This is a genomic window from Acinetobacter sp. CIP 102529 (assembly GCF_000368325.1).
GTDB classification, from domain to species: domain Bacteria; phylum Pseudomonadota; class Gammaproteobacteria; order Pseudomonadales; family Moraxellaceae; genus Acinetobacter; species Acinetobacter parvus.
On sequence record NZ_KB849355.1, the window covers coordinates 115,662 to 137,293 of the forward strand.

Genomic DNA, 21,632 nt, shown 5'->3' on the forward strand with positions numbered 1-21,632 from the left:
AGAGGAGTTTTTTTATGGATAAAGCTTAGTGATTTTCCGAAGCATGATTAATCGTATATTTCGGAATTTCAATTTCTAAGTCTTCATCAACGATCTCAACCTGACATGACAGGCGAGAGTCAGGCTCTAAACCCCATGCACGATCAAGTAGATCTGCTTCAACATCGTTCATTTCTTCAAGGCTATCGAATCCTTTACGAACAATCACGTGGCAAGTCGTACATGCTGCAGACATGTCGCAAGCATGTTCAATTTTAATGCCTTGTTTTAATAAACTTTGGCATAAATTGGCATTTTGTTCGACTTCAAATTCTGCACCTTCTGGGCAAATTTGTGCATGAGGAAGAACTTTAATACGTGGCATATTGATCACCTATACCTTTAGTTTGAGTTTGACCAATCTTCAAGTTTCGTACCTTTTAAGGCATGGTCAATATGTCGATTCATACGCAACGCGGCAAAGGCATCACTGTGAATTTTAAGCTGTTGAACAGCCTGTTCAATTGCTGCAAGCTCATCGGTTTTAAGGCGAGCTTTTAACGCTTCAGCAGCAAGAATTAGATCTCGTGCTTGTTGCTGAGAGAGTAAGTCAGTATCTGCTTTTAACGCTTGTTCTAAAGCTTCCAACTCACGTTGTGCTTCCACTTTTGTTTCTTGCAGATGGCGCAATTGTTTGTCTTCTTCAGCATGTTGGAAACCTTCAACCAAGAGGCGTTCAGTATCCGCTGCAGATAGACCATAAGATGGTTTGATATCAATTTGCGCTTGAACACCAGAAGTGGTTTCTTTCGCAGATACTGTCAGTAAGCCATCCGCATCAACTTGGAAGGTCACTTCAATACGTGCTTGACCCGCAGTCATTGGTGGGATGCCATGTAAAACAAAGCGACCCAATGAACGACAATGCTCGACTAAATCACGTTCACCTTGTACCACATGAATCAACATCGCGGTTTGGCCATCTTGATAAGTGGTAAATTCTTGACGGCGAGCGACTGGAATTGCTGTGTTTCGTGAAATCAAACGTTCAACCAATCCACCCATGGTTTCTAGACCAAGAGAAAGTGGCGTGACATCAAGCAGTAATGAACCATCTTGACTGTTGCCAATGAGCTGGTTGGCGGTAATAGATGCGCCAATTGCAACGACTTCATCAGGATTGATCGTACAGAGTGGTTCACGTTCAAATAATTCGCGTACAGCTTTTTGTACGGCATATGAACGTGTTGAACCACCTACTAAAACCACATGTTCGATTTCATCGAGTTCAAGTTTAGCATCACGCAGTACACGTTTACATACACTCATGGTTTTATCGAGTGCAACTTGAATAATCGATTCAAAGGTCGGACGATCTAAAGTGAGACGATCATCCAGTAATTTTAATTCAGCAGCTTCATGATCTGTTAAGTATTCTTTGGCTTGACGCGCTGCCACAATAAAAACAGCATATTCTTCATCGCTTAAAGTTTCGATATTAAGCTGTTTTTTTGCCCATTTTACGATTAAGCGGTCAAGGTCATCACCACCAAGCGCGGTATGTCCACCAGTCGCAAGAACTTCAAAAACACCTTGTGAGAAACGTAGGATGGAGACGTCAAAAGTACCGCCCCCTAAATCGTAAATCACATAATTACGGTCTGTACTGAGATTGGTATCTTGGTCTAATCCATAGGCAACCGCGGCAGCCGTTGGTTCATTCAACAAACGTAAAACATTCAAACCTGCAAGTTGAGCAGCATCACGTGTCGCTTGGCGTTGTGCTTCATCAAAATATGCTGGAACAGTGATCACTGCACCGTTGATAGGGTTGTTGAGGCTTGCTTCGGCACGATCTTTTAACTGCTTTAAAATGTCTGCAGAAATTTCGACAGGCGTTTTACGACCAGCAGCAGTTTGAAATGCTGGCATCTCATTTTCTGCACCAACAAGTGTATACGGATGCTGAAATTTGATATCTGCTTGCGAGCGACCCATAAAACGTTTTACTGAAACAACAGTATTTTTGGGGTCAGTCATCATAAACGGCTTGGCTTCATAACCAAACGTCGTTGAATCTTTTGCGTAATGAACAATCGACGGTAGTAATACACGATCTTTGTCATCTTGCAGAACTTTCGGTTTTCCCGATAGCACTGTCGCCACTAAAGAGTGGGTTGTCCCTAAGTCAATGCCGATCGCAATACGATGTTGATGCGGAGCAGTAGATTGACCTGGTTCAGCAATTTGCAAAAGTGCCATGCGTGCGGTATCCCTTGAAAATATTTGGTAACAGCGGATTAAAAATCATCATCGAGATCGAAGCCATCTTCTTCGTCCAACATACGATCTTCGGCTTTATCAATATCATTCATGACACGTTGAAAAAAACGTAGTTTACGAACGGTATCACGAGCCTCAGCCCAGTCTTCTTCAGCAAAATCAATTTTAAATTCACGAACTAACCCGTCAATCCATTGCTGAACTTCAACTTTTAAGGTGCGAAGTTGCTCGGTAGAGGTGGCTTCGTCAAGCTGTTCACGCATTTCGAGTGCAGATTGTAAAAATTCAAAATCGCTAATGGACTGATCCAAGTGATGATCTTGTTTTTTTAAGCCAAGTAAATACGCCGCACGACTATCAACTTGTGAGAGTACTTTATACGCTTGATTGATTTCACTCGACTTGATCAATGCTTGATCTTTGTCAGTGGCTTTATCGGGATGATATTGCTGTTGCAAACTTAAAAATTGTTTTTTTAAAGCTGCTAAATCTATATCGAGTGCTTCTGGTAATTGGAACAACTCAAAATGATTCATGGGAGATGAATTCCGCTATTAATAAATACGTTAAAACAGTGCGGAACACACTGTTTTGACGAAAAGAAAGAGGGTGTTGCTAGTTAGACGGTAAATGATTCACCGCAACCACATTCACCTTTTTGGTTAGGGTTGTTAAATTCAAAGCCTTCATTCAAACCATTTTTCACATAATCCATCTCTAAACCATTGAGATAAACAAGGCTTTTAGGGTCAACAAAAACTTTAACACCGAGTTGCTCAAACACTTGATCATGTGTATCGATATCATCGACAAACTCAAGTACATAGGCCAACCCAGAACAACCCGAAGTTTTCACACCAATACGAATGCCTTCACCCTTACCGCGGTTTTGCAGGTAATTGCTGATGTGAGTCGCAGCATTTTCAGTTAAATGGATCATGAAAACTCCAATATTATTTCGGTCATCACACAGCTTTCGCTTTCTTACCACGATAGTCTTCAATCGCAGCTTTAATTGCATCTTCAGCCAAGACAGAGCAGTGTACTTTTACTGGTGGAAGTGCAAGTTCAGTCGCGATATCAATGTTTTTGATCGCTTGAGCTTCATCAAGCGTTTTACCTTTTAACCATTCGGTTACCAGTGAACTTGATGCGATTGCAGAACCACAGCCATAAGTCTTGAAGCGAGCTTCTTCAATTACGCCATTGTCATCGACTTGAATTTGTAAACGCATCACGTCGCCACATGCAGGTGCGCCGACCATACCTGTACCTACGTTTTCTGCATTTTTGTCTAATACACCAACATTACGAGGGTTTTCGTAATGATCAATTACCTTTTCACTATAAGCCATGTCGCTTCTCCAAACCTCGGGGTCAGCCTAATATTAATATGAGGGTTAAAACACTGTTTTCAATGAAGAGTTCAATTCAAACTCCAATGAATTAGTGTTCAGCCCATTCAACTGTTGAAAGGTCGATACCTTCTTTATACATATCCCAAAGCGGAGAAAGTTCACGTAATTTCTCAACAGCAGCTTTGGTAATTGTTAACACATGATCAATATCTGCTTCAGTTGTATATTTACCAAAACTAAAACGAATTGAACTATGTGCTAATTCATCGGATAAACCTAAAGCACGTAATACATATGACGGCTCTAATGTTGCAGATGTACATGCTGAACCACTTGATACTGCAAGATCTTTTAACGCCATCATTAATGATTCACCTTCAACGAAGTTAAAGCTGACATTAAGATAGTTTGCAACGTTCTCAGTCGGATGACCATTCAAGAACACTTGCTCAAGGTCTTGTTGGAAGCCATTCCAAAGTTTGTCACGTAGGTGGCGAAGACGCTCTTGTTCTGCTTGCATGGTTTTTCCAGCAATTTCGAAAGCTTCACCCATACCTACAATTTGATGAGTTGCTAAAGTACCAGAACGCATACCGCGCTCATGACCACCACCATGCATTTGTGCTTTTAAGCGAACACGTGGGCTACGGCGGACAAATAGAGCACCAATTCCTTTAGGGCCATAAATTTTATGACCAGAGAAGCTCATTAAATCAATTTTCATGGTTGAAAGATCGATTTCAACTTTACCAGCTGCCTGTGCAGCATCAACGTGTAAGAATGTTTTATTCGCACGTGTTAGCTCGCCAATAGCTGCTACGTCAGTAATCGTACCGATTTCATTGTTCACCATCATGAGCGATACAAGAATGGTATCTGGACGTAAAGCTGCTTTCACCATTTCAGGCGTAATTAAACCTGTACGTGGTTCGGGTTCTAAATAAGTAATTTCAAAACCTTGTTCTTCTAGCTCGCGGCAAGTATCTAACACAGCTTTGTGTTCGATTTTACTGGTAATGATGTGTTTGCCTTTTGAACCGTAGAATTGGGCAATTCCTTTAAGTGCCAGGTTGTCAGATTCAGTTGCACCTGAAGTCCAGACGATTTCACGAGGATCAGCCTTGATCAGATTGGCCACTTGCTCACGGGCATATTCAACTTTTTCTTCAGCCTGCCAGCCATAAGCATGTGAGCGTGAGGCAGGGTTACCAAAAGTCCCTTCGAAAGTTAAGCATTCCATCATACGTTCTGCAACTTCAGGAAGTAATGGTGTTGTTGCTGCATAATCAAGATAAATTGGGCGTTTCATGTCAAATACCTGTAACCGATAGAAAGGCTGAATCGAGACTTACTGAATTCTGGCGAATGGCAACAGTTTGAACGTTGTCACGGGAAATCAGGTCAGCAAGATTGATTTTTGCAAGATAATCGGCAATATGGTGGGAGAGTTCTTGCCATAAGTCATGCGTTAAGCACATTGCACCATTTTGGCAGTTGCCTTTGTGGTCACAACGAGTCGCATCGACCGTTTCATTTACAGCTTCAATAATTTCTAGTACGGTGATTTCACTGGCATGTCGTGCAAGGTGATAACCACCATTTGCACCACGAACACTTGAAACTAACCCGTGACGCTTAAGTTTTGCAAATAACTGTTCCAAATAAGCGACTGAAATGGATTGGCGAGCTGCTATTTCCGCAAGCGTGATTGTTTGTTCAGTTGGCTGCAAAGCTAAATCAAGTAGAGCAGTCACTGCGTAACGACCACGAGTTGTAAGACGCATAATTCGATACACATGATTAGACTAGATGACTAAATTTTATGAATTCCGACTAAAATAGTCAAGTTTTAAATCGTCATTATGCGTGTGAAAAGTAAAATATTATGAAATTATTGTATCCACATATTATAAACAAAAAAGGCAATAAAAATAAAGCTCAATACAGCAAAGCCAATATTGATCAGGCGCTGGCGTTTTTGCATGCGGTGAATACGGTTCTGGTATTGTTTTGCTTCAACCAGCAAAGTGTTGATTTCAGAACGTTGCTGGTCAATTTTATCAAGCAGTGGGGTAATGCGCTGTTGGGAAGCAACGGCTTCCGCATCATTTTCAAAGTGGTTGAACCATTCACGCCAGTTGACCAAAATTCTGGACAGGGTGAGGTGCTGTAATACATCGGTCAGGTCTGTGGTAAGTTCGGGCTTACCCATAATCCGCATATTGTATAGACTTTGCTGATTGCTAAAGATGAAAATTTTAATTAGGTCAATCAGTGTGGTGTTGATCTCGACATCAATTGTACGATCATTGGCGGCAAGGTCGAATAAAATGCCTTTTTCAGTGAACTGAATGTAAAAATCAAAGAAAGGGATGTAGCTGTTTATCCTGATCGTGGTTTTTTTCTGGATCAGTTTCTGTGCCTGTAAGCGCAGGGTGGCATCGTGGGTTAAAATAAAGGAAAAAAAAGTCTCTAAAGCAATCAATGTCACATTTAGCCATAAATGTTTGGATTTTGAGCTTTCGTTCATTGATTGATTTTTCCTTACCAATATCGCTATAAAACAACAAGACTTGTAAGCCTGATCATCCTTACTCAATTATTAAAAATAATTTACAGGTCTTTGTTGCTTTGTAGAACAGTTTTATAAAACGATCAAGTCTTAATTTTGATATTATAAAATCATTTTTATGGTTAAATACCACATACTGTTTGTAAAGTGCTTGGGAGCAATGGTCAATGGATAACTCGAACATAGAAAATCCGAATGAAGAAGCTGAGGTAAAAACTAAGCCAAAATCAAAGAGTTCGAAGAAATCTGCACTCGATTTCAAAAAGTATACACAACAAATCTGGCTGGCAGGTTTGGGAGCTTTTTCACGCGCCGAAGAAGAGGGAAATAAATTATTTGACTCTCTGGTCAAGGTGGGTGAAGAGCTAGAATCCAAGACTGTAGATTTTGCTGATAACACCGTTGGAAAAGTGACTGAGAAAGCCAAAGAGTCGGTGACTGACACCAAAGACAAGGTGGAAAAAATTCTGGATACAGGTGTGAATCATTCGTTGAATCGTATTGGTCTAGTCACTCCAAAAGATCTCCAGCATATCGAGCAACTTTTAGTTCAGCTACATATTAAAGTAGATGCATTGATTGAAGAAAATAATCAATTAAAGAGTAAATTGAATAAAAAGTAAAAAATATAGGCACTCGTCTGTTTATGTGGTTTTTGAGTATTTATTTTTGCTAAAAGGTCTTTCTGGTATTGCGTTCTCCCCTAAAGCATTGCTATAAAGGCGGCATGGCCTTTTAAACTATAGCCTTGGATCTTAACAAACGATATTAAGAGGATGTTTTTTATCATGAATAAATCAGAATTAATTGATGCGATTGCTGAAAAAGGGGGAGTATCTAAGTCGGATGCTGGTAAGGCACTCGATGCAACGATTGCGTCAATCACTGAAGCACTTAAAAGCGGTGATACGGTTACTTTAGTTGGTTTTGGTACATTTAGCGTTAAAGAACGTGCTGCACGTACTGGTCGCAATCCTAAAACGGGTGAAGAGCTTCAAATTAAAGCAAGCAAAGTGCCTAGCTTTAAACCAGGTAAGGGTTTGAAAGATTCAGTTGCGTAATCTTTTTAAATCAATAAACGCACCGTTTCGGGTGCGTTTTTTATTTATTGAATGAAAAATTTGCTTTGAGCCGTATTCTGCATTCATTCGCTTTGTTTTTTCAGTTAAAATTGCCCCGAAATAAAATATTGGAATTCTTATGGAATCGTTTCGTACAGTCATTAAGGGTTGGCTTGGCAAAGTCCTGTTAGTTTTGTTTTTGACCCCTTTGGCACTTGTAGGTATTGAAGGATATTTTAGTGGTAGCAATAAGGCAGACGTTGCGAAATCGGTTAACGGTCAGGATATTTCTAATAAAGAATTAGAAAGCGCAACCAAAAATTATAAAGATCAATATTTATCATTGGTTAAGGGTGATGAATCACTGCTCAACCTGCCTGTGATTCAGCAAAAGGCACTGGATGCGCTGGTTGCGCGTAGCTTGCTTTTGCAGCAGGCCGAAAAACTCGGTATTTCTTTAAGCGATGTACAGCTTGAGCAAATGTTGGCGCAACAGCCGAGTTTTCAGGAGAATGGCAAGTTTTCCCAGCAGCTCTATGAAAATTACCTGCGTTCAGTGGGCATGACCAATCAGGGGTTGATTGCCAGCCTACGTCAGGACCATGCCTTGAAAATGATTTCAACCACCTTGATGGATTATGCATTGGTGAGTCAGTCAGACCTACAGCAATTGGCTAACTTGCAGACAGAACAGCGTACCCTGCATTTGGCAAGCATCAAGCTGGATGATTATAAAAAGGGTGTAACTGCTTCCAGTCAGGAAATCACAGATTACTACAACAAGCATAAAAATGAATTCAAGCAGGTTGCAAGTGTTGATGTAGATTATGTGGTTTTAAGCCCAGCATTACTTCCTGCGACCAATCTTGCAGTAACAGATGCCGATTTACAGCAAGCTTATAAAGCATTTGTTGAAAAACAGCAAAAAGATGTAAAACGTCAAGTTAAACATATTTTGATCACCACGGATGCCCGTGATGATGCTGCGGCTCAAAAGCTTGCCAATGAGGTCTATGCAAAAATTCAGGCAGGCATGACATTTGCTGATGCCGCTGCTCAGTTTTCTGATGATCCAGGCTCTAAAACTCAGGGCGGTTTGGTGGCGACCTATGCACCAGGTGTTTTCTCAACTGATTTTGACAATGCAGTCAATGCATTAAAGAATGGTGAAATTTCAAAACCTGTTAAAACCCAATATGGTTATCACATTATTGAAGCAAATTCTCCAATGGTGAAATTGCCATCGTTTGAATCAGAAAAGGTACGTTTAACTGCTGAAGTTGAGAAAACCAAACTGGCGAATCTATTCAGTGATACGGTCAATAGCCTGAATGAAATGGTAGTTGGTAGTGATTCTCTGGATGCGGTTGCACAGGAAGTAAAAGGTGCTCGTGTTGAATCTGTTAAGGGTGTAACCTTAACCACTGATAACCCATATTTGAGCGATTTGAATGTTAAGGCCAAATTGTTTAATGATGATGTGAAGAATGGTGATCGTAACGCATCTTCAAATATTCAGTTGGCAAATGGCGATACCATCTGGATTAAGGTTCGTGACTATCATCCAGCAGGGATCAAGCCATTGGCACAGGCCACAGCAGAAGTAAAGGCGAAAGTGGTTGAAGAGAAAGCCTATAAGGCTGCTCAGGCAAAAATTGCCAGCATCCTTGCTGATTTTAAAACGCAACCTGCGGCGCAGGTGGTTGCAAAATCACAGGTAACTTTTGAAGATGCAGGTACATATGCACGTTCTCAGGGCTTAAAGCGTGCGATTGAGCGTGCAGCATTTAGTATCCCAGCACCGAGCAAAGAGGGTATGTGGTCTGCTACAACAGCTAAACTGCCAAATGAACTGGTGATTGTTGCTGTTTCCAATGTGAACACCAGTATTGCGAGTGAGTTGCCACCAGAACAAATGCATGAGTTGAGCAAACTCTATCAACAGTTCCGTGGTCAACAGATTTTGGAAGACTATACTGAATATTTAAAATCCAAGGCGAAGATCAAATGAGTTTGTTCTAAGCATAAAAAGCCAGTTTTCATCAACTGGCTTTTTTATTGGAAGAGGTTGGTTATTTTTTTTGAATAAATTTCGCTTCCTCAGATTGAGGATACTTGTTAAGCAACTTGGCCTTATACTGGTTTGCCAAGGCTGTATTTTTATCTACATCTTTTGCAATGCTATACAGCTGATAAACTGCACGTGAAGCTTTTGCAGAGTTAGGATAGCGTGTGGCAACAATATTGTAATTCTGCTTGGCTGCCTTATAGTCCACAGGCTCAACAGCTAAATAGAACTCAGCCAGCCAAAAATAGGCATTGCCCACATAAATACCATTCGGGTGGTTTTTAATAAAGTTTTGCATTGGCTCAATTGCCTTTTTAGCGCCACCTTGTTTATATGCATCTAATGCAACCGTATAAGCTGCTTTTTCGAGTTCAATCTGGTTATTGGTGGTGTTTGTTGTTGCCGTATTTGTCTGTGGCTGCACAGCAGCACGGGCCTGTGTCTGGGCTGGAGGTTTAGGTGTCACATCCGCTACTGGAGGCGGGGTGGGTGTTATTGGGGTTGCTGTCCGCTCTGTTCCAGCCTGAGCGGTATCTGTAGCACCATTTTCTTCGGTATTTTCTTCTGGTGGATCAATTTTCTGTGAAAGTAGCTCCAGACGCTGGTCTAAATCTGTATAGCGGTTTGCAAGCTCTTTCTTGAGTTGTTCAATCGCATTGTCATGTTCTTCTAACTGGCCGCGTAATTTACGAATTTCTTCTTCAAGTTTTTGATTCTTTTGCATGATTTCCCAGTTTAAACTTGGAGAACCTGCAACGACGTTATTGGCTTGCTGTTGGCTTAGGGCACGAGATTCAATCGGGACATTGGCATATAAATGCGTACTGCTGAGTAGCGCAATAAAAAGTATAGAATGCTTTTTTAGCATGAAAATTCATCCATAAAGTTGAAAAACAAAGCTGTGGGCGAACAAGTCTTCATTTTTTACTTGCAACACACCGAATACACGTTTTTGATTTAGCCATTAAAACAGCAACTCGTTTAAATGCAATAAGCATTTACAATCTTCAAGCACTTTTGAAGAGAATTAGAGAGCTGTTGTTTAATGTTTATACAGCTTTTAAGTCGGTTATAAAGATATAGTGGCAGTATTGATGAGGAATTAGGCAGTTGAATTAAAAACTTACTGAAAAACAGAGACAAGTCTTGCAACTCAGGTAAAAATCTCTATACTTTGTCAGGCAATGGTAGCCCTACTGGTAGCTTCGCAATTGTACTCTACGAACCCCGCCAGGACCGGAAGGTAGCAACGGTAGTAGAACTATGATGTGCCGAAGTCATGCTGGTAGGGTTGCCACCAATCACTCTTCTTCGCTCGTTCGGGCAACCGCTTTCATAATTACATCCATATCAAAGCCACGGTATTGTAAAAACCGAATTTGTTTTGCCTTTGTTTTTGGATCCTTGGTTACAGCCTCTCCAAATTTTTTAACCTTGAGCTGATACGCCTGTTCATACCAGTCAATATCTTGAAGTTCTTCGGTAATCAATTCAGTATCGAGCTGCTTGGCCTTTAATGTCTGTTTGATGCGTTGTAAGCCTTTTCCCTTGCGAATTTGGCTGGCCAAAGTCTGTTCGGCAACGCGTTGGTCACTCTGATAGTTTTGCCCAGCTAATTCCTCCACCAGATTTGCCACCTCATCAGGATGAACTGCATATTGATTGAGTTTTGTGATTAACTCCGCTTGTGAGTAGTCACGGCGGGTCAGTAGGGCAAAGGCATAAGAGCGTAGTCTCTGACCTGTCAGGGTTTTGGGCTTTTCAGCTTTTTCTGAATTCAACATATTTTCCTCATGAAACAAAAACGCCCCGTAGGGCGTTCTAGCTTAGTTTTCTAACAAGTCTGGTTCTTCTGCATCTTCAGTTTGTGCGGCTTCATTATTGTTTTTGGTGAGAAGTTGCTCACGAATAAGCTTTTCAATTTCCTGAGCCATTTGTGGGTTTTCTTCAAAATGACGAATCACGTTATTTTTACCCTGACCAATTTTGTTGCCTTGATAAGAGTACCATGCACCCGCCTTTTGTACGATTTCCTGCTGTACCGCAAGGTCTACAAGTTCACCGAGTTGGTTGGTGCCTTTGCCATACATAATCTGGAACACTGCTTCACGGAAAGGAGGCGCCATTTTGTTCTTCACAACCTTAACCCTGGTTTCAGAACCCACAATTTCATCGCCCTCCTTAACCTGTCCAATACGGCGAATGTCCAGACGTACAGAAGCATAGAACTTAAGTGCGTTACCACCTGTTGTGGTTTCAGGGCTACCGAACATTACACCAATCTTCATACGAATCTGGTTAATGAAGATCACCATACAGTTGGAGCGTTTTGCATTACCCGTGATTTTACGTAATGCCTGACTCATCAAGCGTGCCTGCAACCCCATATGTGAGTCACCCATTTCGCCTTCAATTTCAGCTTTAGGGGTTAACGCCGCAACAGAGTCGACAACGATTAAGTCAATTGCACCTGAACGAACCAGCATGTCGGCAATTTCCAACGCCTGTTCACCATGGTCTGGTTGTGATACCAGCAGGTTGTCAATATCCACGCCTAATTTACGCGCATACTGCGGGTCTAGGGCATGTTCCGCATCAATAAAGGCACAGGTGCCACCATTTTTTTGACACTGTGCAATCGCCTGTAATGTCATGGTGGTTTTACCTGAAGATTCAGGACCATAAATCTCAATGATACGGCCTTTTGGTAATCCGCCAATGCCGAGTGCGATATCCAGTGTTAAGGAACCTGTAGAGACAGCTTCAACTGCCTGTACTGTATTGTCACCGAGGCGCATCACCGTATTTTTACCAAACTGTTTCTCAATCTGGCTTAATGCAGCTTGTAACGCCTTGTTTTTATTATCATCCATCTCAAAACCTCAAAACTTTATCTTCTTAACGACTAACCCAAGTGGATGTATTGAATCTCAACTTGTTGGGACTTGGGTATAGTGGCAGATTCTCATTGTTTATTCTACATCTGATCCGTGTCTGTACGACACAAGATGACGCATCCATTATTGTAAAAATTACTCGTCATGGTAAGACCATGATTGAGCATTTTCATGTTTAAAACGATTGATATCACGACGGTCTTTTTTACTTGGTCGGTGATCTGGTCGGGCTAGATTATGCATTTTTCGCTGTGAGGCATGCAACTCCCGACGTTCAATACTTTCTGCTGTTTCTTCATAAAGCTGCTGGGCAATTGGTGCGCCACCACGAACCGCAGAAAGAGCCTTGATGATTACGGTTTTTTTCTCAAAACCCTGCTGGATGGTGAGTTCCATACCAATGCGCACGTCTTTGGATACCTTGACGCGTTCATTCTGGTGATGGACTTTACCGCCCTCTATGGCAGCCTTGGCAAGGGAGCGTGTCTTAAAAAAACGCGCTGCCCAAAGCCATTTATCAATGCGCATGGCATCCATGCTTGCTGGTTCATGCTGTTTTTGCATCTGTATCCTGTAGTTTAATTTCAAGATAATCGACAAGTTCAGTGAGATGGTCGAGTGCAGGGTAAGGAAGTTCTGTTGCCGCTCTTGCAGGCTTTGCACTTGAGGGCTGTAGAATACTGAATAGTTGAGCGATGCCAAAGTCTTCTGCACCTTTGAGTACCGCAATGGTGTCATCCACAAAAACAGCTTGGGCTGGATTAAAGGGATGCAGTTGTTGTAGCTTTTGCCAAAATGCAACTTCCTCCTTGGCATGTCCCAGTTCCTCACTGCTGACCATTACTTCAAAATAGGGGCTTAACTCGATATTTTCAAGTTTAAGCTGTAGCCCTGCGTGGTCAGCATTGGTCAGTAACCAGCAGCGATAGCCCCGATTTTTGAGTTGTTGCAAAAGTTGATGACAGCCTATACGGGCACGAATTCTTTCACGATGTTCGTATTGGAGTTGTAATACATCAACACCAACTTTCGCCGTCCAGTAAGCCGAAGAATACCAAGATAGTGTATGCTTATGCTGTTGGTAGAACTGAAACAGGGTTTGTTGGCTCTGTTGCAGACTGCATTGATGGACCTGGGCATGTCGCTCTGGCAAACAATGATTCCAGATGAAATCGTCAAAGGCTAAATCAAGTAAAGTGCCATCCATATCAAAGAATATGATGGGTTGCTGCTGTAAATCTGAATATGACATAAGGTTGATCTATGTTTATTAAAACGCTTGCCCCACAGGATCAGTTGATTTCGCAACTTGTGCCAATCATGGCGCAGGCAAGTCAAATATTGCTGGAAGAATACCAAAGTTATTGTGCAGGTTGCGAGTTTAATATTCAGGAAAAAAGTGATGATTCACCTGTGACACAGGCTGACCTCAAGATAAACCGTTTTTTATTAAAGCACTTGGCGGAAATAACCCCCGATTTGCCTGTATTGTCAGAAGAAAGTGATTATTCTGCCCGAGCTGCATGGCAACGTTGCTGGATGCTTGATCCTCTTGATGGAACCAAGGAGTTTATTCATGAACGTGATGAATTTACCATCAACCTGAGCCTGATTGAAGACAGTCAAACTACTTTCGCGATTATTGCGGTGCCGTGTGAACAGGTGATGTATATCGGTTATACCTCACAGCAGCCTTATAAATACAGTTTTAGCCGCCAGCAATGGTCGCAGTACCAGATTGAAGAACATGTGGCTGAAGCAGCAATTCAAATTGGCCTGAGTCATCATAGTAAGAATCCAAAATACAAAAACTTTATTGAACAGATTTTGCGGTATCGTGAGGTTATTCGTCGTGAGGCGGGCAGCGCCTATAAATTCTGTATGATGCTGGAGGGGGAAATTGATATTTATCCGCGCTTTCATCCAACCTCTGAATGGGACACCAGTTCAGGACAGGCTTTTCTGGAAAGTATTGGTGGTGGTTTGATGACGCTGGATGGCAAGCCATTTCAGTACAACCAGCGTGAGACTGTGCTGAACAAGGGTTTTATCGCCTTTAGAGATCAGGATTGCAAAAAAATTGCTTATGATGCCTTGAGTCATTCAGGCATTTTAGATTGAGAGTTGAGCAGCTCATGGTATAGTGGGCTAAATTCTTATCTTTTATAATTGTAATATGGCCCTGCATTTATTGCCAAAAAGTATGTTTGAAGCAATTGATTTACTTCCCAATGCTTCAACCCCAGTGACTTTATTTACCCGCCACTCGCTGCGTGAGCTGGTAAATGGTCAGGGCTTGGCAAGCTATGATCTACAGTTGACTGAACAGGGGCGGGAGCTTGCCTATGCATGGGGGCAGTATTTAATTCAGAATACAGATCGGGCCATTCAGCACTGTATTTCAAGCCCAATCCAGCGTTGCGTGGATACCGCCGCATTGATGATAGAGGGTGCGGATCGCACCCATAAAGTGGTTAATACCCATACCATTGAAATTGTTGAACAGCGTTTGCTGGTTGAACCAGGCAGCTTTGTACTGGATATTCAGCAGGCTGCGCCCTATTTCCGTAAACAAGGTGCATTAGGGTTTATTAATAGTTTTGTGAACAATGCTTTGCCTGGTATGAAACATCCAATTACAGGCGTTTTTGATGTTCTGGAGCTGTTATATCATACCCATCCGACGCAACATCAGGGTTTAAGCTTGGCTGTTAGCCACGACACCATTCTTGCTGCGATTGTTGCTGTTATTTCAGGTAACAAACAAATTGAACAGTCCGATTGGCCTGACATGATGGAGGGGCTGTTTGTCTGGTTTGAGGGAGAGGATTTTAGCAATAGTAAGCTAAAATGGATTTGGCGTGGTCAAAAGCATGAACTGGTCATTAAAGATTTTCAGAATAAATAAGACTTTTGAAAAGTATGATTTAATTGTGCAATTTAAAATTAACAAACTACTAACGTTGCATTAGTAAATTGAAGATAATAAAAAAGCCCGAAAATCGGGCTTTTTTACATGCATCAAATTAGTTAGCTAAAGCTTTAATTTGAGCGTTTAAGCGGCTCTTGTGACGAGCAGCTTTATTTTTGTGGATGATGCCTTTATCAGCCATACGGTCGATTACAGGAACAGCTTTTTTGTAAGCTTCTGTAGCAACACCATAATCACCAGCAGCGATTGCATTTACTGTACGTTTGATGTAAGTACGAACCATAGAACGCAAGCTTGCGTTGTGTTTGCGTGCTTTAACGTTTTGACGAGCACGTTTTTTAGCTTGAGCAGAGTTTGCCACTCGTGCACTCCTTGAAAATAAGTTGGTCTGGGCGGGCTGAAGTTTAAACCAACAAAATTGGAAACATTCACCAGCCCGTAAACAAGTGCCATATTTTGAGGAAACTACGTCGCGAAGTCAAGCCTTGTAATGTGTTTAACTACATTTAACAGGTGATAATCTTGCAAGAAAACGTTACATTAACCCTAGTTATAACTTGAGTGATATAAAAATGAAAAGAGGTGATAAAAAAGCAATTGTGATTGGTGCAACGGGTCTGGTTGGCCAGGCCTTGGTGGAACGGTTGCAACAATCAGATGATTTTAGTTTAATCACGGTTGTGGTGAGAAAAAATTCAGATATATTAAAATCTTATAGTAAAGTAACACAGCTTATTCTGGAAGATTTTCTTTTGTTGAATGATGAGGACGTCAGTTCACATACCCATGCGTTTAGCTGCTTGGGAAGCACCATTAAACAGGCGGGTTCAAAAGAAAAATTTTATGCAATTGATTATGAAATCAATGCACACTTTGCTGATCTGGTTCAGGATAAAAATATTCATTTATTGGTTGTCAGTGCCTTGGGAGCGAATGCTAAATCGCCAATTTTCTACAATAAGGTAAAGGGTGAACTGGAACAATATCTCAAAAGCCTCTCAATTTATAAACTTTCAATTTTCCAGCCTTCATTGTTGATTGGTAAGCGCAGTGAAGTAAGGGTGTTGGAAGATATGGCTCAGACCGTATATAAACTGGTCGAAAAAGCTTGGACCAAGCCGTTTAAAGTTAAGCCTGTATCAGCTGAACAATTGGCGCATACTATGCTGGTCGCAGCCCAGACCCAATCAGCTGCATTTAAGCTGTATGATAATTTGAGTATACAACAAACCCAATAATGGAGAACTTCAGTGGCAACAATCCCTTTTGTAACCTGTGACCTGTTAGATGATAATCCTGAGAAAGACCTACAAGTCGTCACACCAAGCCTGGATGGAAAATTCTTTAAAAGTTATGGTGCGCGTAAAACTTTTGGTGGGCAGGTTGTAACAGTCAAGTGTTTTGAAGATAACTCACGTGTAAAAGAGCTATTGGCAACTGACGGTACAGGCAAGGTGCTGGTTGTGGATGGTGGGGCTTCCATGCGTTGCGCGCTAATGGGCGATTTGATTGCTGAATCAGCTGTGAAGAATCATTGGAATGGTGTGGTGATTTATGGCTGTGTGCGTGATGTTGACGCGATTGCTGAACTGGATTTAGGGGTTCATGCATTGGCTGCAATTCCACAAAAAAGTAACCGTAAAGGCATAGGTGAAGTTGATATTACCTTGTATTTTGGTGGCGTAACAATCAGTTCTGGTGATTATATCTATGCTGATAATAACGGAATTGTGATTGTTAAAGAAAAGTTGGTCGACTGCTAAAAGGAACACGATATGCTGAAAATGGTGAATCATCAAATTAAGGTTTTACAATCTGTTGTTGCAACTTTAATTGAAGGTGGAAGAGGTGTGATGGGAACACCCCAACCGAATCAGCCTTCGAAACCGTTAAAACTTTATGAGTTTGAAGGTTCACCCTTTTGCCGCCGTGTTCGAGAGGTCATTACCTTGCTGAATCTGGATGTGGAAATTTATCCATGTCCTAAAGGTGGGAAGAAGTATCGCCAAATTGTAAAAGATAAAGGTGGAAAAAAACAGTTTCCATTTTTAATTGATGAAAATACAGGGGCTCAACTTTATGAGTCACAAGAGATTATTCATTATCTATTCAAGCATTATGGTAAAACAGGGCAAACTCCTAGGAAATTCAGCCACTATCCAAAGCTTCCGTATATTTCGGCTTTGGCTTCAGTTGCCAATGTGGGTCGTGGTATCTGGATTGACCAGCAGATTATAGATCGTCCCGCTCCAGAAAAGTTATTAGAGTTGTGGAGCTTTGAGGCAAGTCCTTATACACGTTTAGTGCGTGAAGTTTTAACCGAATTAGAACTCCCTTATGTACTACATAATGTACCAAAAGAACGCTGGCAAGATATGGGACCTGCGGTTTTACGTTTGAAACCAGGCCACTATATTCCACTGCCTAATGGCAAGCGTGAAAAAGTGGTTGAAGTCATGGGGCGTGATATTCAGGTGCCATATCTGGTTGATCCAAACACAGGCGTGAAGATGTTTGAGTCAGCCAAGATTGTTGAGTACCTGAAAAAGCAGTACGGAAAATAAATTAGGACTTACGCATTGACGGATTCAAAAAAGTATTCAACTAGTTTATAAAGTATCTGTGATCAGACGAACTAAACATGTTTCTACAGCAACTTGTACATTACCCATTTGAGAAGTTTCAGGTAAGACGATCTAAACTGATTTTGAATCATATTTTTTCAGCCTTGATGGCCTACGTGGAGATACAAAAAAACCAGTTTGAGCAGATCTTTGAAAATGTATATCGTTGGCAGAAGAAATTATTTAGACCAATGATCAAAAACTTCATTGATGACTTTATTCTCGATAAAAATCATCTGCTACCACAGAAAGTCTATAAATAACAGTGCGTAAGTCCTATATATTTATAAGGGTCTAGACTAGAGCCTTGTTTTTTTCCTGATTGTGTGAAAATAATCCATATGAAAAAGAAAGTTTGATAGCCTAATGAAAAAATATCTTTTAATTGTATTGGGATTGGCAATTGTTCCAGCAACTTACGCAATGCGGCAACAAACATTTAACGTACAACATGTTCAATATGAGGTCATCAAAATAGAGGATCTGAGACAGCTTAAATTGTTCCTAAAAAGTCCTAAGACAGATCGTTATTACCAGAAGTTTTCTAATATTAAACGGGAGTTGCCAAAATGTGCACAGTTAAATTTTGCCATGAATGCAGGGATGTATCATGCTGACTTTCAACCTGTTGGGTTATATGTCGAAAATGGAAAGCAAATAAATCAGTTAAATGAAGAAACAGGTTTTGGTAACTTCTTTATGCAACCGAATGGGGTGGTTGCCTGGAATGATCAACAAGCGGTGATTAAAACAACCACGGAATATAAGCATGATGGGTTTAAGCCTCAGTTTGCCACTCAGTCAGGACCTATGCTGGTAAATAATGGCAAAATGAATCGCCAGTTCTTGCCTGACTCAAATTCCTTAAAAATCAGGAATGGTGTGGGGATCAAGGATAATCAATTGTATTTTGTCATTTCGAAACAACGGGTCAGTTTCTATCAGTTTGCACAATTTTTTAAGCAACAACTAAAAGTGGATAATGCGCTGTATCTGGATGGTTCAATTTCAAGTTTATATTCGTCCCAAACTAAACGTCATGACAAGACTTTTAATTTAGGGCCAATTGTTGGGGAAGTGAGTCGGAAAGATTGTCCCTAATCCCATTTAAGAAATTAGGGAGAATTTTATTTTTATTGGATTGGTGGCTTAGTGAGTGCAAGTAATTCCTTGCGACTGTAGCCTCGGGAAATCAATACTTTTTTGATGCCTTTAATCACATCTTCATCTGTTGCTTTGACTAAAGCATCCAGTAGTTGTTCATTTGATTTGCAAGAATAATCATTTTCAACGCAAGAGGTTTGGTTCTTGTGTTCATTATATTGCTGATCTGCATTAAACAATTTTTGCCAAAAACTCATAGAGCCTTCATATACAACCTAACATAGATCGAAATATAGTCACTTTAAAATAAAATACAAGTCAGCTTAAGTGATAAAAGCAGCAGTTGAACTTCAGTTTTTTCGATGATTCTTTTTGTTTCTAACGAAATTATGACAGTAGAATGACTTGATCTTTGAAAAACATCATTTTTTTTAGTAAAAACTTTGAATAAAAATAGAGAGTTATGGAAACTCTCTATTTTAAATGGTTACTTTGCAATAATTTGTTTAAATTTTTTCGAGCAATACACCAGATTCCACATGATGAGTAAAAGGGAATTGATCGAACATCGCAAATTTTATAATACGATGTGTTTGACTGAGTATTTTTAAATTATCATGCAAGGTATCTGGATTGCATGAAATATAAAGAATACGCTTAAAGCCTTGTAATAGTTTCAACGTTTCGTCATCAATTCCTGCGCGCGGGGGATCGACAAATACCGTATCAAAGTCATAGCTTTGAATATCAATTTCGGCTTCTTGGAGGCGTCTAAACGCTCTTTCACCTTGATACGCCTGAGTAAACTCTTCAGCTGATAAACGTGCTACTTGAATATTATCAATTTGATTCTGCTCAATATTCCATTGCGCTGCGTAGACTGAAGATTTAGCAAGTTCAGTTGCAAGGACACGTTTAAATTTCAAAGAGAGTGGCAGGGTAAAGTTACCATTACCACAGTACAATTCTAATAGGTCTTTCTCAGAGCTTTCAGCAGCATCACAAGCCCACTCCAACATATGTTGGCACACTTGTGCATTGGGTTGTGTAAAGCTACTTTCAATTTGTTTGTATTTAAAAATACGACCATGAACATTGAGTTGTTCAACCACGTAGTCGTCACCAATAATCACTTTTTGGCCACGGCTACGTCCCATAATTTTAATATTCAGCTTTTCTGCTAAAGCGTTCGCAGCGATTTCCCAATCTTCATCTAAACGGCGATGATAAATTAAAGTCACCAACATTTCTCCGCTCAATGTGGCAAGGAAATCAGCTTCAAAAATACGTTCTGATAAAATAGGAATTGCTTTTAATTCTTCTAATAAACGTGGCATCAAATCATTGATGCTTTGATCCGCAATTGGGAACTCATCCACACGAATAACTTCTTTTTGTTTACCATCTTCAGCACGTTCAAACATGGCATAGAACAAATCATTTTCGGTATGCCAGAGACGGAATTCGGCACGCATACGGAAATGTTGTTCAGGTGATTGAAACACTTCTAAAGTTGGAGGGGTGAACGGCGCAAATTGTGTGGTAATGCGTTCAACTTTCTCTTGAAGTTGCTGTTGATAAGATAGGGTCATAAGCGTGAAAAATTACAAATTAAATTTAGGTGAGGATGGTAGCAAAAAATAGGGTGAGCGTGTGGTTAAACTTAATATTCAAATTGTTCATACAGTACATGAACAATTTAAATATGATTGAAAAGTGGTGTTTTTATGACTTGATCTTTAAAATAACTTTTCCTTTTGATCGTCCAGTATTGACATATTGCAGTGCTTCTTGGGCTTGATCAAAATCATGGATTTGATCAATGATGGGTTTAAGCTTTTCGGCTTCGTCCAATTGTGTGATTTGGGTTAATTGCGCTCCATTGGGCTGCATAAATAAAAATGAATAATCAATACCACGCTGTTTGGCTTTGCAACGGATTGACCAACTGAGTAGCGGAATCACTTTTTTGAGTAACCAATTTGCATGGATAGCTTCCGCAAAATTTAGATCAGGAGGTCCAGAAATACGGATGATTTGCCCACCACGTTTTAGTACATTCAGGGATTTTGTTAAAATCTTATCGCCTTGAGTATCAAAAACCACATCATAATCATGAAGTACTTGTTCAAAATCAGTCGTGGTGTAATCAATAATAATATCTGCACCTAAGGCCTTGACCCAGTGAAGTTTGTTTCTCCGTGGTAAATTCTGCAAAAGCACCGACCTGATCAGTTTTGGCGTAAACTTCATCACCGACTTTAAAGTTATTGACTTGATTGCCAATCCCAACAACGACTCCTGCCAAATCATGTCCTAGGATAAAAAAAGCCCAGTTCAATATGACTGGGCTTTTTATCTTCAAGTTTATAAAGAATTATAAACCTGATTCGTATTCTTCATTGGAAAGCAGTTTTTCAACATCAGCGATATTGTCTGGCTTGATCTTGTAAATCCAGCCTTTACCATACGGCTCTTCATTGACGAAATCAGGATCATCTTCAAGCGCAGTGTTTACTTCAACCACTATACCTGAAACAGGAGCATGAATGTCAGAAGCAGTTTTGACTGATTCAACAATACCTGCCTGTTCAGTTGCAATCACATGGCTGCCTACTTCTGGTGTTTCCACATAGACTAAATCGCCCAACTCATCCTGTGCATGGTCACTAATCCCCGTAACAACCAGGTCACCCTCAATTCTTACCCATTCATGCGTACGCGCATATTTCAAATTTGCTGGATGGTTCATGA

26 protein-coding genes, 1 other RNA gene and 2 pseudogenes are annotated in these 21,632 nt (G+C 40.6%); 11 read left to right on the forward strand and 18 right to left on the reverse strand.

Annotated elements, in window-relative coordinates; translation table 11 throughout:
* Window positions 1–25: 25 nt before the first annotated feature.
* From fdx to F972_RS05605, 8 genes are all read right to left on the reverse strand, one after another.
* Complete coding sequence (fdx, locus tag F972_RS05570) at window positions 26–364, reverse strand: ISC system 2Fe-2S type ferredoxin (RefSeq protein ID WP_004680966.1); 339 nt, start codon at window positions 362–364, stop codon at window positions 26–28.
* Window positions 365–381: 17 nt separating this feature from the next.
* Entirely contained in the window at window positions 382–2,241 is a 1,860-nt protein-coding gene (hscA, locus tag F972_RS05575) for a Fe-S protein assembly chaperone HscA (protein ID WP_004680964.1), read from the reverse strand.
* A gap of 38 nt (window positions 2,242–2,279) precedes the next feature.
* Window positions 2,280–2,798 (reverse strand): Fe-S protein assembly co-chaperone HscB, encoded by a 519-nt coding sequence (hscB, locus tag F972_RS05580; protein ID WP_004769222.1) that lies wholly within the window; start codon window positions 2,796–2,798, stop codon window positions 2,280–2,282.
* An 83-nt stretch (window positions 2,799–2,881) separates the two neighbouring features.
* Entirely contained in the window at window positions 2,882–3,202 is a 321-nt protein-coding gene (gene iscA, locus F972_RS05585; protein ID WP_004661460.1) for an iron-sulfur cluster assembly protein IscA, read from the reverse strand.
* Between the two features lie 25 nt (window positions 3,203–3,227).
* Window positions 3,228–3,617 (reverse strand): Fe-S cluster assembly scaffold IscU, encoded by a 390-nt coding sequence (gene iscU, locus F972_RS05590; RefSeq protein WP_004677862.1) that lies wholly within the window; start codon window positions 3,615–3,617, stop codon window positions 3,228–3,230.
* A 91-nt stretch (window positions 3,618–3,708) separates the two neighbouring features.
* Window positions 3,709–4,929, reverse strand: a complete 1,221-nt coding sequence (locus F972_RS05595; protein WP_004680961.1) for an IscS subfamily cysteine desulfurase — start codon at window positions 4,927–4,929, stop codon at window positions 3,709–3,711.
* A 1-nt stretch (window position 4,930) separates the two neighbouring features.
* Window positions 4,931–5,404: an Rrf2 family transcriptional regulator gene (locus F972_RS05600; protein WP_004677860.1), complete on the reverse strand. Its 474-nt coding sequence runs from the start codon at window positions 5,402–5,404 to the stop codon at window positions 4,931–4,933.
* Window positions 5,405–5,511: 107 nt separating this feature from the next.
* Window positions 5,512–6,150, reverse strand: a complete 639-nt coding sequence (locus tag F972_RS05605) for a hypothetical protein (RefSeq protein WP_004680960.1) — start codon at window positions 6,148–6,150, stop codon at window positions 5,512–5,514.
* A gap of 209 nt (window positions 6,151–6,359) precedes the next feature.
* Here F972_RS05605 and F972_RS05610 point away from each other — a divergent pair, with 209 nt between their 5' ends.
* The 3 genes from F972_RS05610 to F972_RS05620 all read left to right on the forward strand — a co-directional run bounded on the left by F972_RS05610 (window position 6,360) and on the right by F972_RS05620 (window position 9,264).
* Window positions 6,360–6,815 carry a phasin family protein gene (locus F972_RS05610; RefSeq protein WP_004677856.1) on the forward strand — a complete coding sequence of 152 codons (456 nt, stop codon included), beginning with the start codon at window positions 6,360–6,362 and terminating at the stop codon, window positions 6,813–6,815.
* A gap of 165 nt (window positions 6,816–6,980) precedes the next feature.
* Window positions 6,981–7,253, forward strand: coding sequence for an HU family DNA-binding protein (locus tag F972_RS05615; RefSeq protein WP_004661469.1), 273 nt, complete (start codon window positions 6,981–6,983; stop codon window positions 7,251–7,253).
* Window positions 7,254–7,392: 139 nt separating this feature from the next.
* Entirely contained in the window at window positions 7,393–9,264 is a 1,872-nt protein-coding gene (locus F972_RS05620) for a SurA N-terminal domain-containing protein (RefSeq protein WP_004680959.1), read from the forward strand.
* 61 nt (window positions 9,265–9,325) lie between these two features.
* Here the strand turns inward: F972_RS05620 and F972_RS05625 are convergent, their stop codons facing one another.
* Window positions 9,326–10,189 carry a YbgF trimerization domain-containing protein gene (locus tag F972_RS05625; RefSeq protein ID WP_004680958.1) on the reverse strand — a complete coding sequence of 288 codons (864 nt, stop codon included), beginning with the start codon at window positions 10,187–10,189 and terminating at the stop codon, window positions 9,326–9,328.
* A 326-nt stretch (window positions 10,190–10,515) separates the two neighbouring features.
* On the opposite strand from F972_RS05625, the gene ffs reads away from it, so the two are divergent.
* Window positions 10,516–10,612, forward strand: an RNA gene (gene ffs, locus F972_RS15175) — signal recognition particle sRNA small type.
* A 10-nt stretch (window positions 10,613–10,622) separates the two neighbouring features.
* Here the strand turns inward: ffs and F972_RS05630 are convergent.
* From F972_RS05630 to F972_RS05645, 4 genes are all read right to left on the reverse strand, one after another.
* Window positions 10,623–11,105 (reverse strand): regulatory protein RecX, encoded by a 483-nt coding sequence (locus F972_RS05630; RefSeq protein WP_004680957.1) that lies wholly within the window; start codon window positions 11,103–11,105, stop codon window positions 10,623–10,625.
* Window positions 11,106–11,147: 42 nt separating this feature from the next.
* Window positions 11,148–12,194 (reverse strand): recombinase RecA, encoded by a 1,047-nt coding sequence (gene recA / locus F972_RS05635; RefSeq protein WP_004680956.1) that lies wholly within the window; start codon window positions 12,192–12,194, stop codon window positions 11,148–11,150.
* Between the two features lie 159 nt (window positions 12,195–12,353).
* Window positions 12,354–12,782 carry an RNA-binding S4 domain-containing protein gene (locus tag F972_RS05640; protein ID WP_004677846.1) on the reverse strand — a complete coding sequence of 143 codons (429 nt, stop codon included), beginning with the start codon at window positions 12,780–12,782 and terminating at the stop codon, window positions 12,354–12,356.
* Window positions 12,766–13,470 (reverse strand): HAD-IA family hydrolase, encoded by a 705-nt coding sequence (locus F972_RS05645; protein ID WP_004680955.1) that lies wholly within the window; start codon window positions 13,468–13,470, stop codon window positions 12,766–12,768. Before F972_RS05645 ends, F972_RS05640 begins: the two co-directional genes overlap by 17 nt.
* 11 nt (window positions 13,471–13,481) lie before the next feature.
* On the opposite strand from F972_RS05645, the gene F972_RS05650 reads away from it, so the two are divergent.
* Together F972_RS05650 and F972_RS05655 are read left to right on the forward strand one after the other, a co-directional pair.
* Window positions 13,482–14,339, forward strand: a complete 858-nt coding sequence (locus F972_RS05650; RefSeq protein WP_004680952.1) for a 3'(2'),5'-bisphosphate nucleotidase CysQ family protein — start codon at window positions 13,482–13,484, stop codon at window positions 14,337–14,339.
* Window positions 14,340–14,394: 55 nt separating this feature from the next.
* Window positions 14,395–15,126, forward strand: a complete 732-nt coding sequence (locus tag F972_RS05655; RefSeq protein WP_004680951.1) for a histidine phosphatase family protein — start codon at window positions 14,395–14,397, stop codon at window positions 15,124–15,126.
* 118 nt (window positions 15,127–15,244) lie between these two features.
* Here F972_RS05655 and rpsT read toward each other — a convergent pair whose 3' ends face one another.
* Window positions 15,245–15,511: a 30S ribosomal protein S20 gene (gene rpsT, locus F972_RS05660; RefSeq protein ID WP_004677838.1), complete on the reverse strand. Its 267-nt coding sequence runs from the start codon at window positions 15,509–15,511 to the stop codon at window positions 15,245–15,247.
* A 211-nt stretch (window positions 15,512–15,722) separates the two neighbouring features.
* Between rpsT and F972_RS05665 the strand changes: the two genes are divergently transcribed.
* From F972_RS05665 to F972_RS05685, 5 genes and pseudogenes are all read left to right on the forward strand, one after another.
* Window positions 15,723–16,388, forward strand: a complete 666-nt coding sequence (locus tag F972_RS05665) for an NAD(P)H-binding protein (protein ID WP_004680950.1) — start codon at window positions 15,723–15,725, stop codon at window positions 16,386–16,388.
* A 12-nt stretch (window positions 16,389–16,400) separates the two neighbouring features.
* The gene (gene rraA / locus F972_RS05670; protein ID WP_004680949.1) at window positions 16,401–16,913 is read left to right on the forward strand and encodes a ribonuclease E activity regulator RraA; all 513 of its coding nucleotides are present in this window, start codon (window positions 16,401–16,403) and stop codon (window positions 16,911–16,913) included.
* Between the two features lie 12 nt (window positions 16,914–16,925).
* Window positions 16,926–17,714 (forward strand): glutathione S-transferase N-terminal domain-containing protein, encoded by a 789-nt coding sequence (locus F972_RS05675; protein ID WP_004680948.1) that lies wholly within the window; start codon window positions 16,926–16,928, stop codon window positions 17,712–17,714.
* Window positions 17,715–17,821: 107 nt separating this feature from the next.
* Window positions 17,822–18,037, forward strand: a pseudogene (locus F972_RS05680) (IS701 family transposase); the annotation flags it as partial.
* A gap of 103 nt (window positions 18,038–18,140) precedes the next feature.
* Window positions 18,141–18,875 (forward strand): phosphodiester glycosidase family protein, encoded by a 735-nt coding sequence (locus F972_RS05685; RefSeq protein WP_004680947.1) that lies wholly within the window; start codon window positions 18,141–18,143, stop codon window positions 18,873–18,875.
* Between the two features lie 32 nt (window positions 18,876–18,907).
* On the opposite strand, the gene F972_RS05690 is transcribed toward F972_RS05685, so the two are convergent.
* The 4 genes and pseudogenes from F972_RS05690 to gcvH all read right to left on the reverse strand — a co-directional run bounded on the left by F972_RS05690 (window position 18,908) and on the right by gcvH (window position 21,630).
* On the reverse strand, window positions 18,908–19,135 hold the full coding sequence (locus F972_RS05690) for a hypothetical protein (protein WP_004680946.1): 228 nt from the start codon (window positions 19,133–19,135) through the stop codon (window positions 18,908–18,910).
* Window positions 19,136–19,384: 249 nt separating this feature from the next.
* Window positions 19,385–20,470, reverse strand: a complete 1,086-nt coding sequence (gene trmA, locus F972_RS05695; RefSeq protein WP_004680945.1) for a tRNA (uridine(54)-C5)-methyltransferase TrmA — start codon at window positions 20,468–20,470, stop codon at window positions 19,385–19,387.
* A 133-nt stretch (window positions 20,471–20,603) separates the two neighbouring features.
* Window positions 20,604–21,204: pseudogene (locus F972_RS05700) on the reverse strand (zinc-binding dehydrogenase); the annotation flags it as partial.
* A 51-nt stretch (window positions 21,205–21,255) separates the two neighbouring features.
* Window positions 21,256–21,630, reverse strand: coding sequence for a glycine cleavage system protein GcvH (gene gcvH / locus F972_RS05705; RefSeq protein WP_004758233.1), 375 nt, complete (start codon window positions 21,628–21,630; stop codon window positions 21,256–21,258).
* Between the last annotated feature and the right edge of the window lie 2 nt (window positions 21,631–21,632).

What these genes read in the sequence shown, in the direction of transcription:
- F972_RS05690 (WP_004680946.1), bottom strand. Translation starts at nt 19,135, where the DNA reads ATGAGTTTTTGGCAAAAATTGTTTAATGCAGATCAGCAATATAATGAA.
- iscU (WP_004677862.1), bottom strand. Translation starts at nt 3,617, where the DNA reads ATGGCTTATAGTGAAAAGGTAATTGATCATTACGAAAACCCTCGTAAT.
- trmA (WP_004680945.1), bottom strand. Translation starts at nt 20,470, where the DNA reads ATGACCCTATCTTATCAACAGCAACTTCAAGAGAAAGTTGAACGCATT.
- F972_RS05630 (WP_004680957.1), bottom strand. Translation starts at nt 11,105, where the DNA reads ATGTTGAATTCAGAAAAAGCTGAAAAGCCCAAAACCCTGACAGGTCAG.
- iscA (WP_004661460.1), bottom strand. Translation starts at nt 3,202, where the DNA reads ATGATCCATTTAACTGAAAATGCTGCGACTCACATCAGCAATTACCTG.
- F972_RS05615 (WP_004661469.1), top strand. Translation starts at nt 6,981, where the DNA reads ATGAATAAATCAGAATTAATTGATGCGATTGCTGAAAAAGGGGGAGTA.
- F972_RS05620 (WP_004680959.1), top strand. Translation starts at nt 7,393, where the DNA reads ATGGAATCGTTTCGTACAGTCATTAAGGGTTGGCTTGGCAAAGTCCTG.
- F972_RS05625 (WP_004680958.1), bottom strand. Translation starts at nt 10,189, where the DNA reads ATGCTAAAAAAGCATTCTATACTTTTTATTGCGCTACTCAGCAGTACG.
- F972_RS05600 (WP_004677860.1), bottom strand. Translation starts at nt 5,404, where the DNA reads ATGCGTCTTACAACTCGTGGTCGTTACGCAGTGACTGCTCTACTTGAT.
- F972_RS05610 (WP_004677856.1), top strand. Translation starts at nt 6,360, where the DNA reads ATGGATAACTCGAACATAGAAAATCCGAATGAAGAAGCTGAGGTAAAA.
- fdx (WP_004680966.1), bottom strand. Translation starts at nt 364, where the DNA reads ATGCCACGTATTAAAGTTCTTCCTCATGCACAAATTTGCCCAGAAGGT.
- F972_RS05595 (WP_004680961.1), bottom strand. Translation starts at nt 4,929, where the DNA reads ATGAAACGCCCAATTTATCTTGATTATGCAGCAACAACACCATTACTT.
- recA (WP_004680956.1), bottom strand. Translation starts at nt 12,194, where the DNA reads ATGGATGATAATAAAAACAAGGCGTTACAAGCTGCATTAAGCCAGATT.
- F972_RS05685 (WP_004680947.1), top strand. Translation starts at nt 18,141, where the DNA reads ATGAAAAAATATCTTTTAATTGTATTGGGATTGGCAATTGTTCCAGCA.
- F972_RS05645 (WP_004680955.1), bottom strand. Translation starts at nt 13,470, where the DNA reads ATGTCATATTCAGATTTACAGCAGCAACCCATCATATTCTTTGATATG.
- F972_RS05665 (WP_004680950.1), top strand. Translation starts at nt 15,723, where the DNA reads ATGAAAAGAGGTGATAAAAAAGCAATTGTGATTGGTGCAACGGGTCTG.
- hscA (WP_004680964.1), bottom strand. Translation starts at nt 2,241, where the DNA reads ATGGCACTTTTGCAAATTGCTGAACCAGGTCAATCTACTGCTCCGCAT.
- F972_RS05640 (WP_004677846.1), bottom strand. Translation starts at nt 12,782, where the DNA reads ATGCAAAAACAGCATGAACCAGCAAGCATGGATGCCATGCGCATTGAT.
- gcvH (WP_004758233.1), bottom strand. Translation starts at nt 21,630, where the DNA reads ATGAACCATCCAGCAAATTTGAAATATGCGCGTACGCATGAATGGGTA.
- F972_RS05655 (WP_004680951.1), top strand. Translation starts at nt 14,395, where the DNA reads ATGGCCCTGCATTTATTGCCAAAAAGTATGTTTGAAGCAATTGATTTA.
- F972_RS05605 (WP_004680960.1), bottom strand. Translation starts at nt 6,150, where the DNA reads ATGAACGAAAGCTCAAAATCCAAACATTTATGGCTAAATGTGACATTG.
- hscB (WP_004769222.1), bottom strand. Translation starts at nt 2,798, where the DNA reads ATGAATCATTTTGAGTTGTTCCAATTACCAGAAGCACTCGATATAGAT.
- F972_RS05675 (WP_004680948.1), top strand. Translation starts at nt 16,926, where the DNA reads ATGCTGAAAATGGTGAATCATCAAATTAAGGTTTTACAATCTGTTGTT.
- F972_RS05650 (WP_004680952.1), top strand. Translation starts at nt 13,482, where the DNA reads ATGTTTATTAAAACGCTTGCCCCACAGGATCAGTTGATTTCGCAACTT.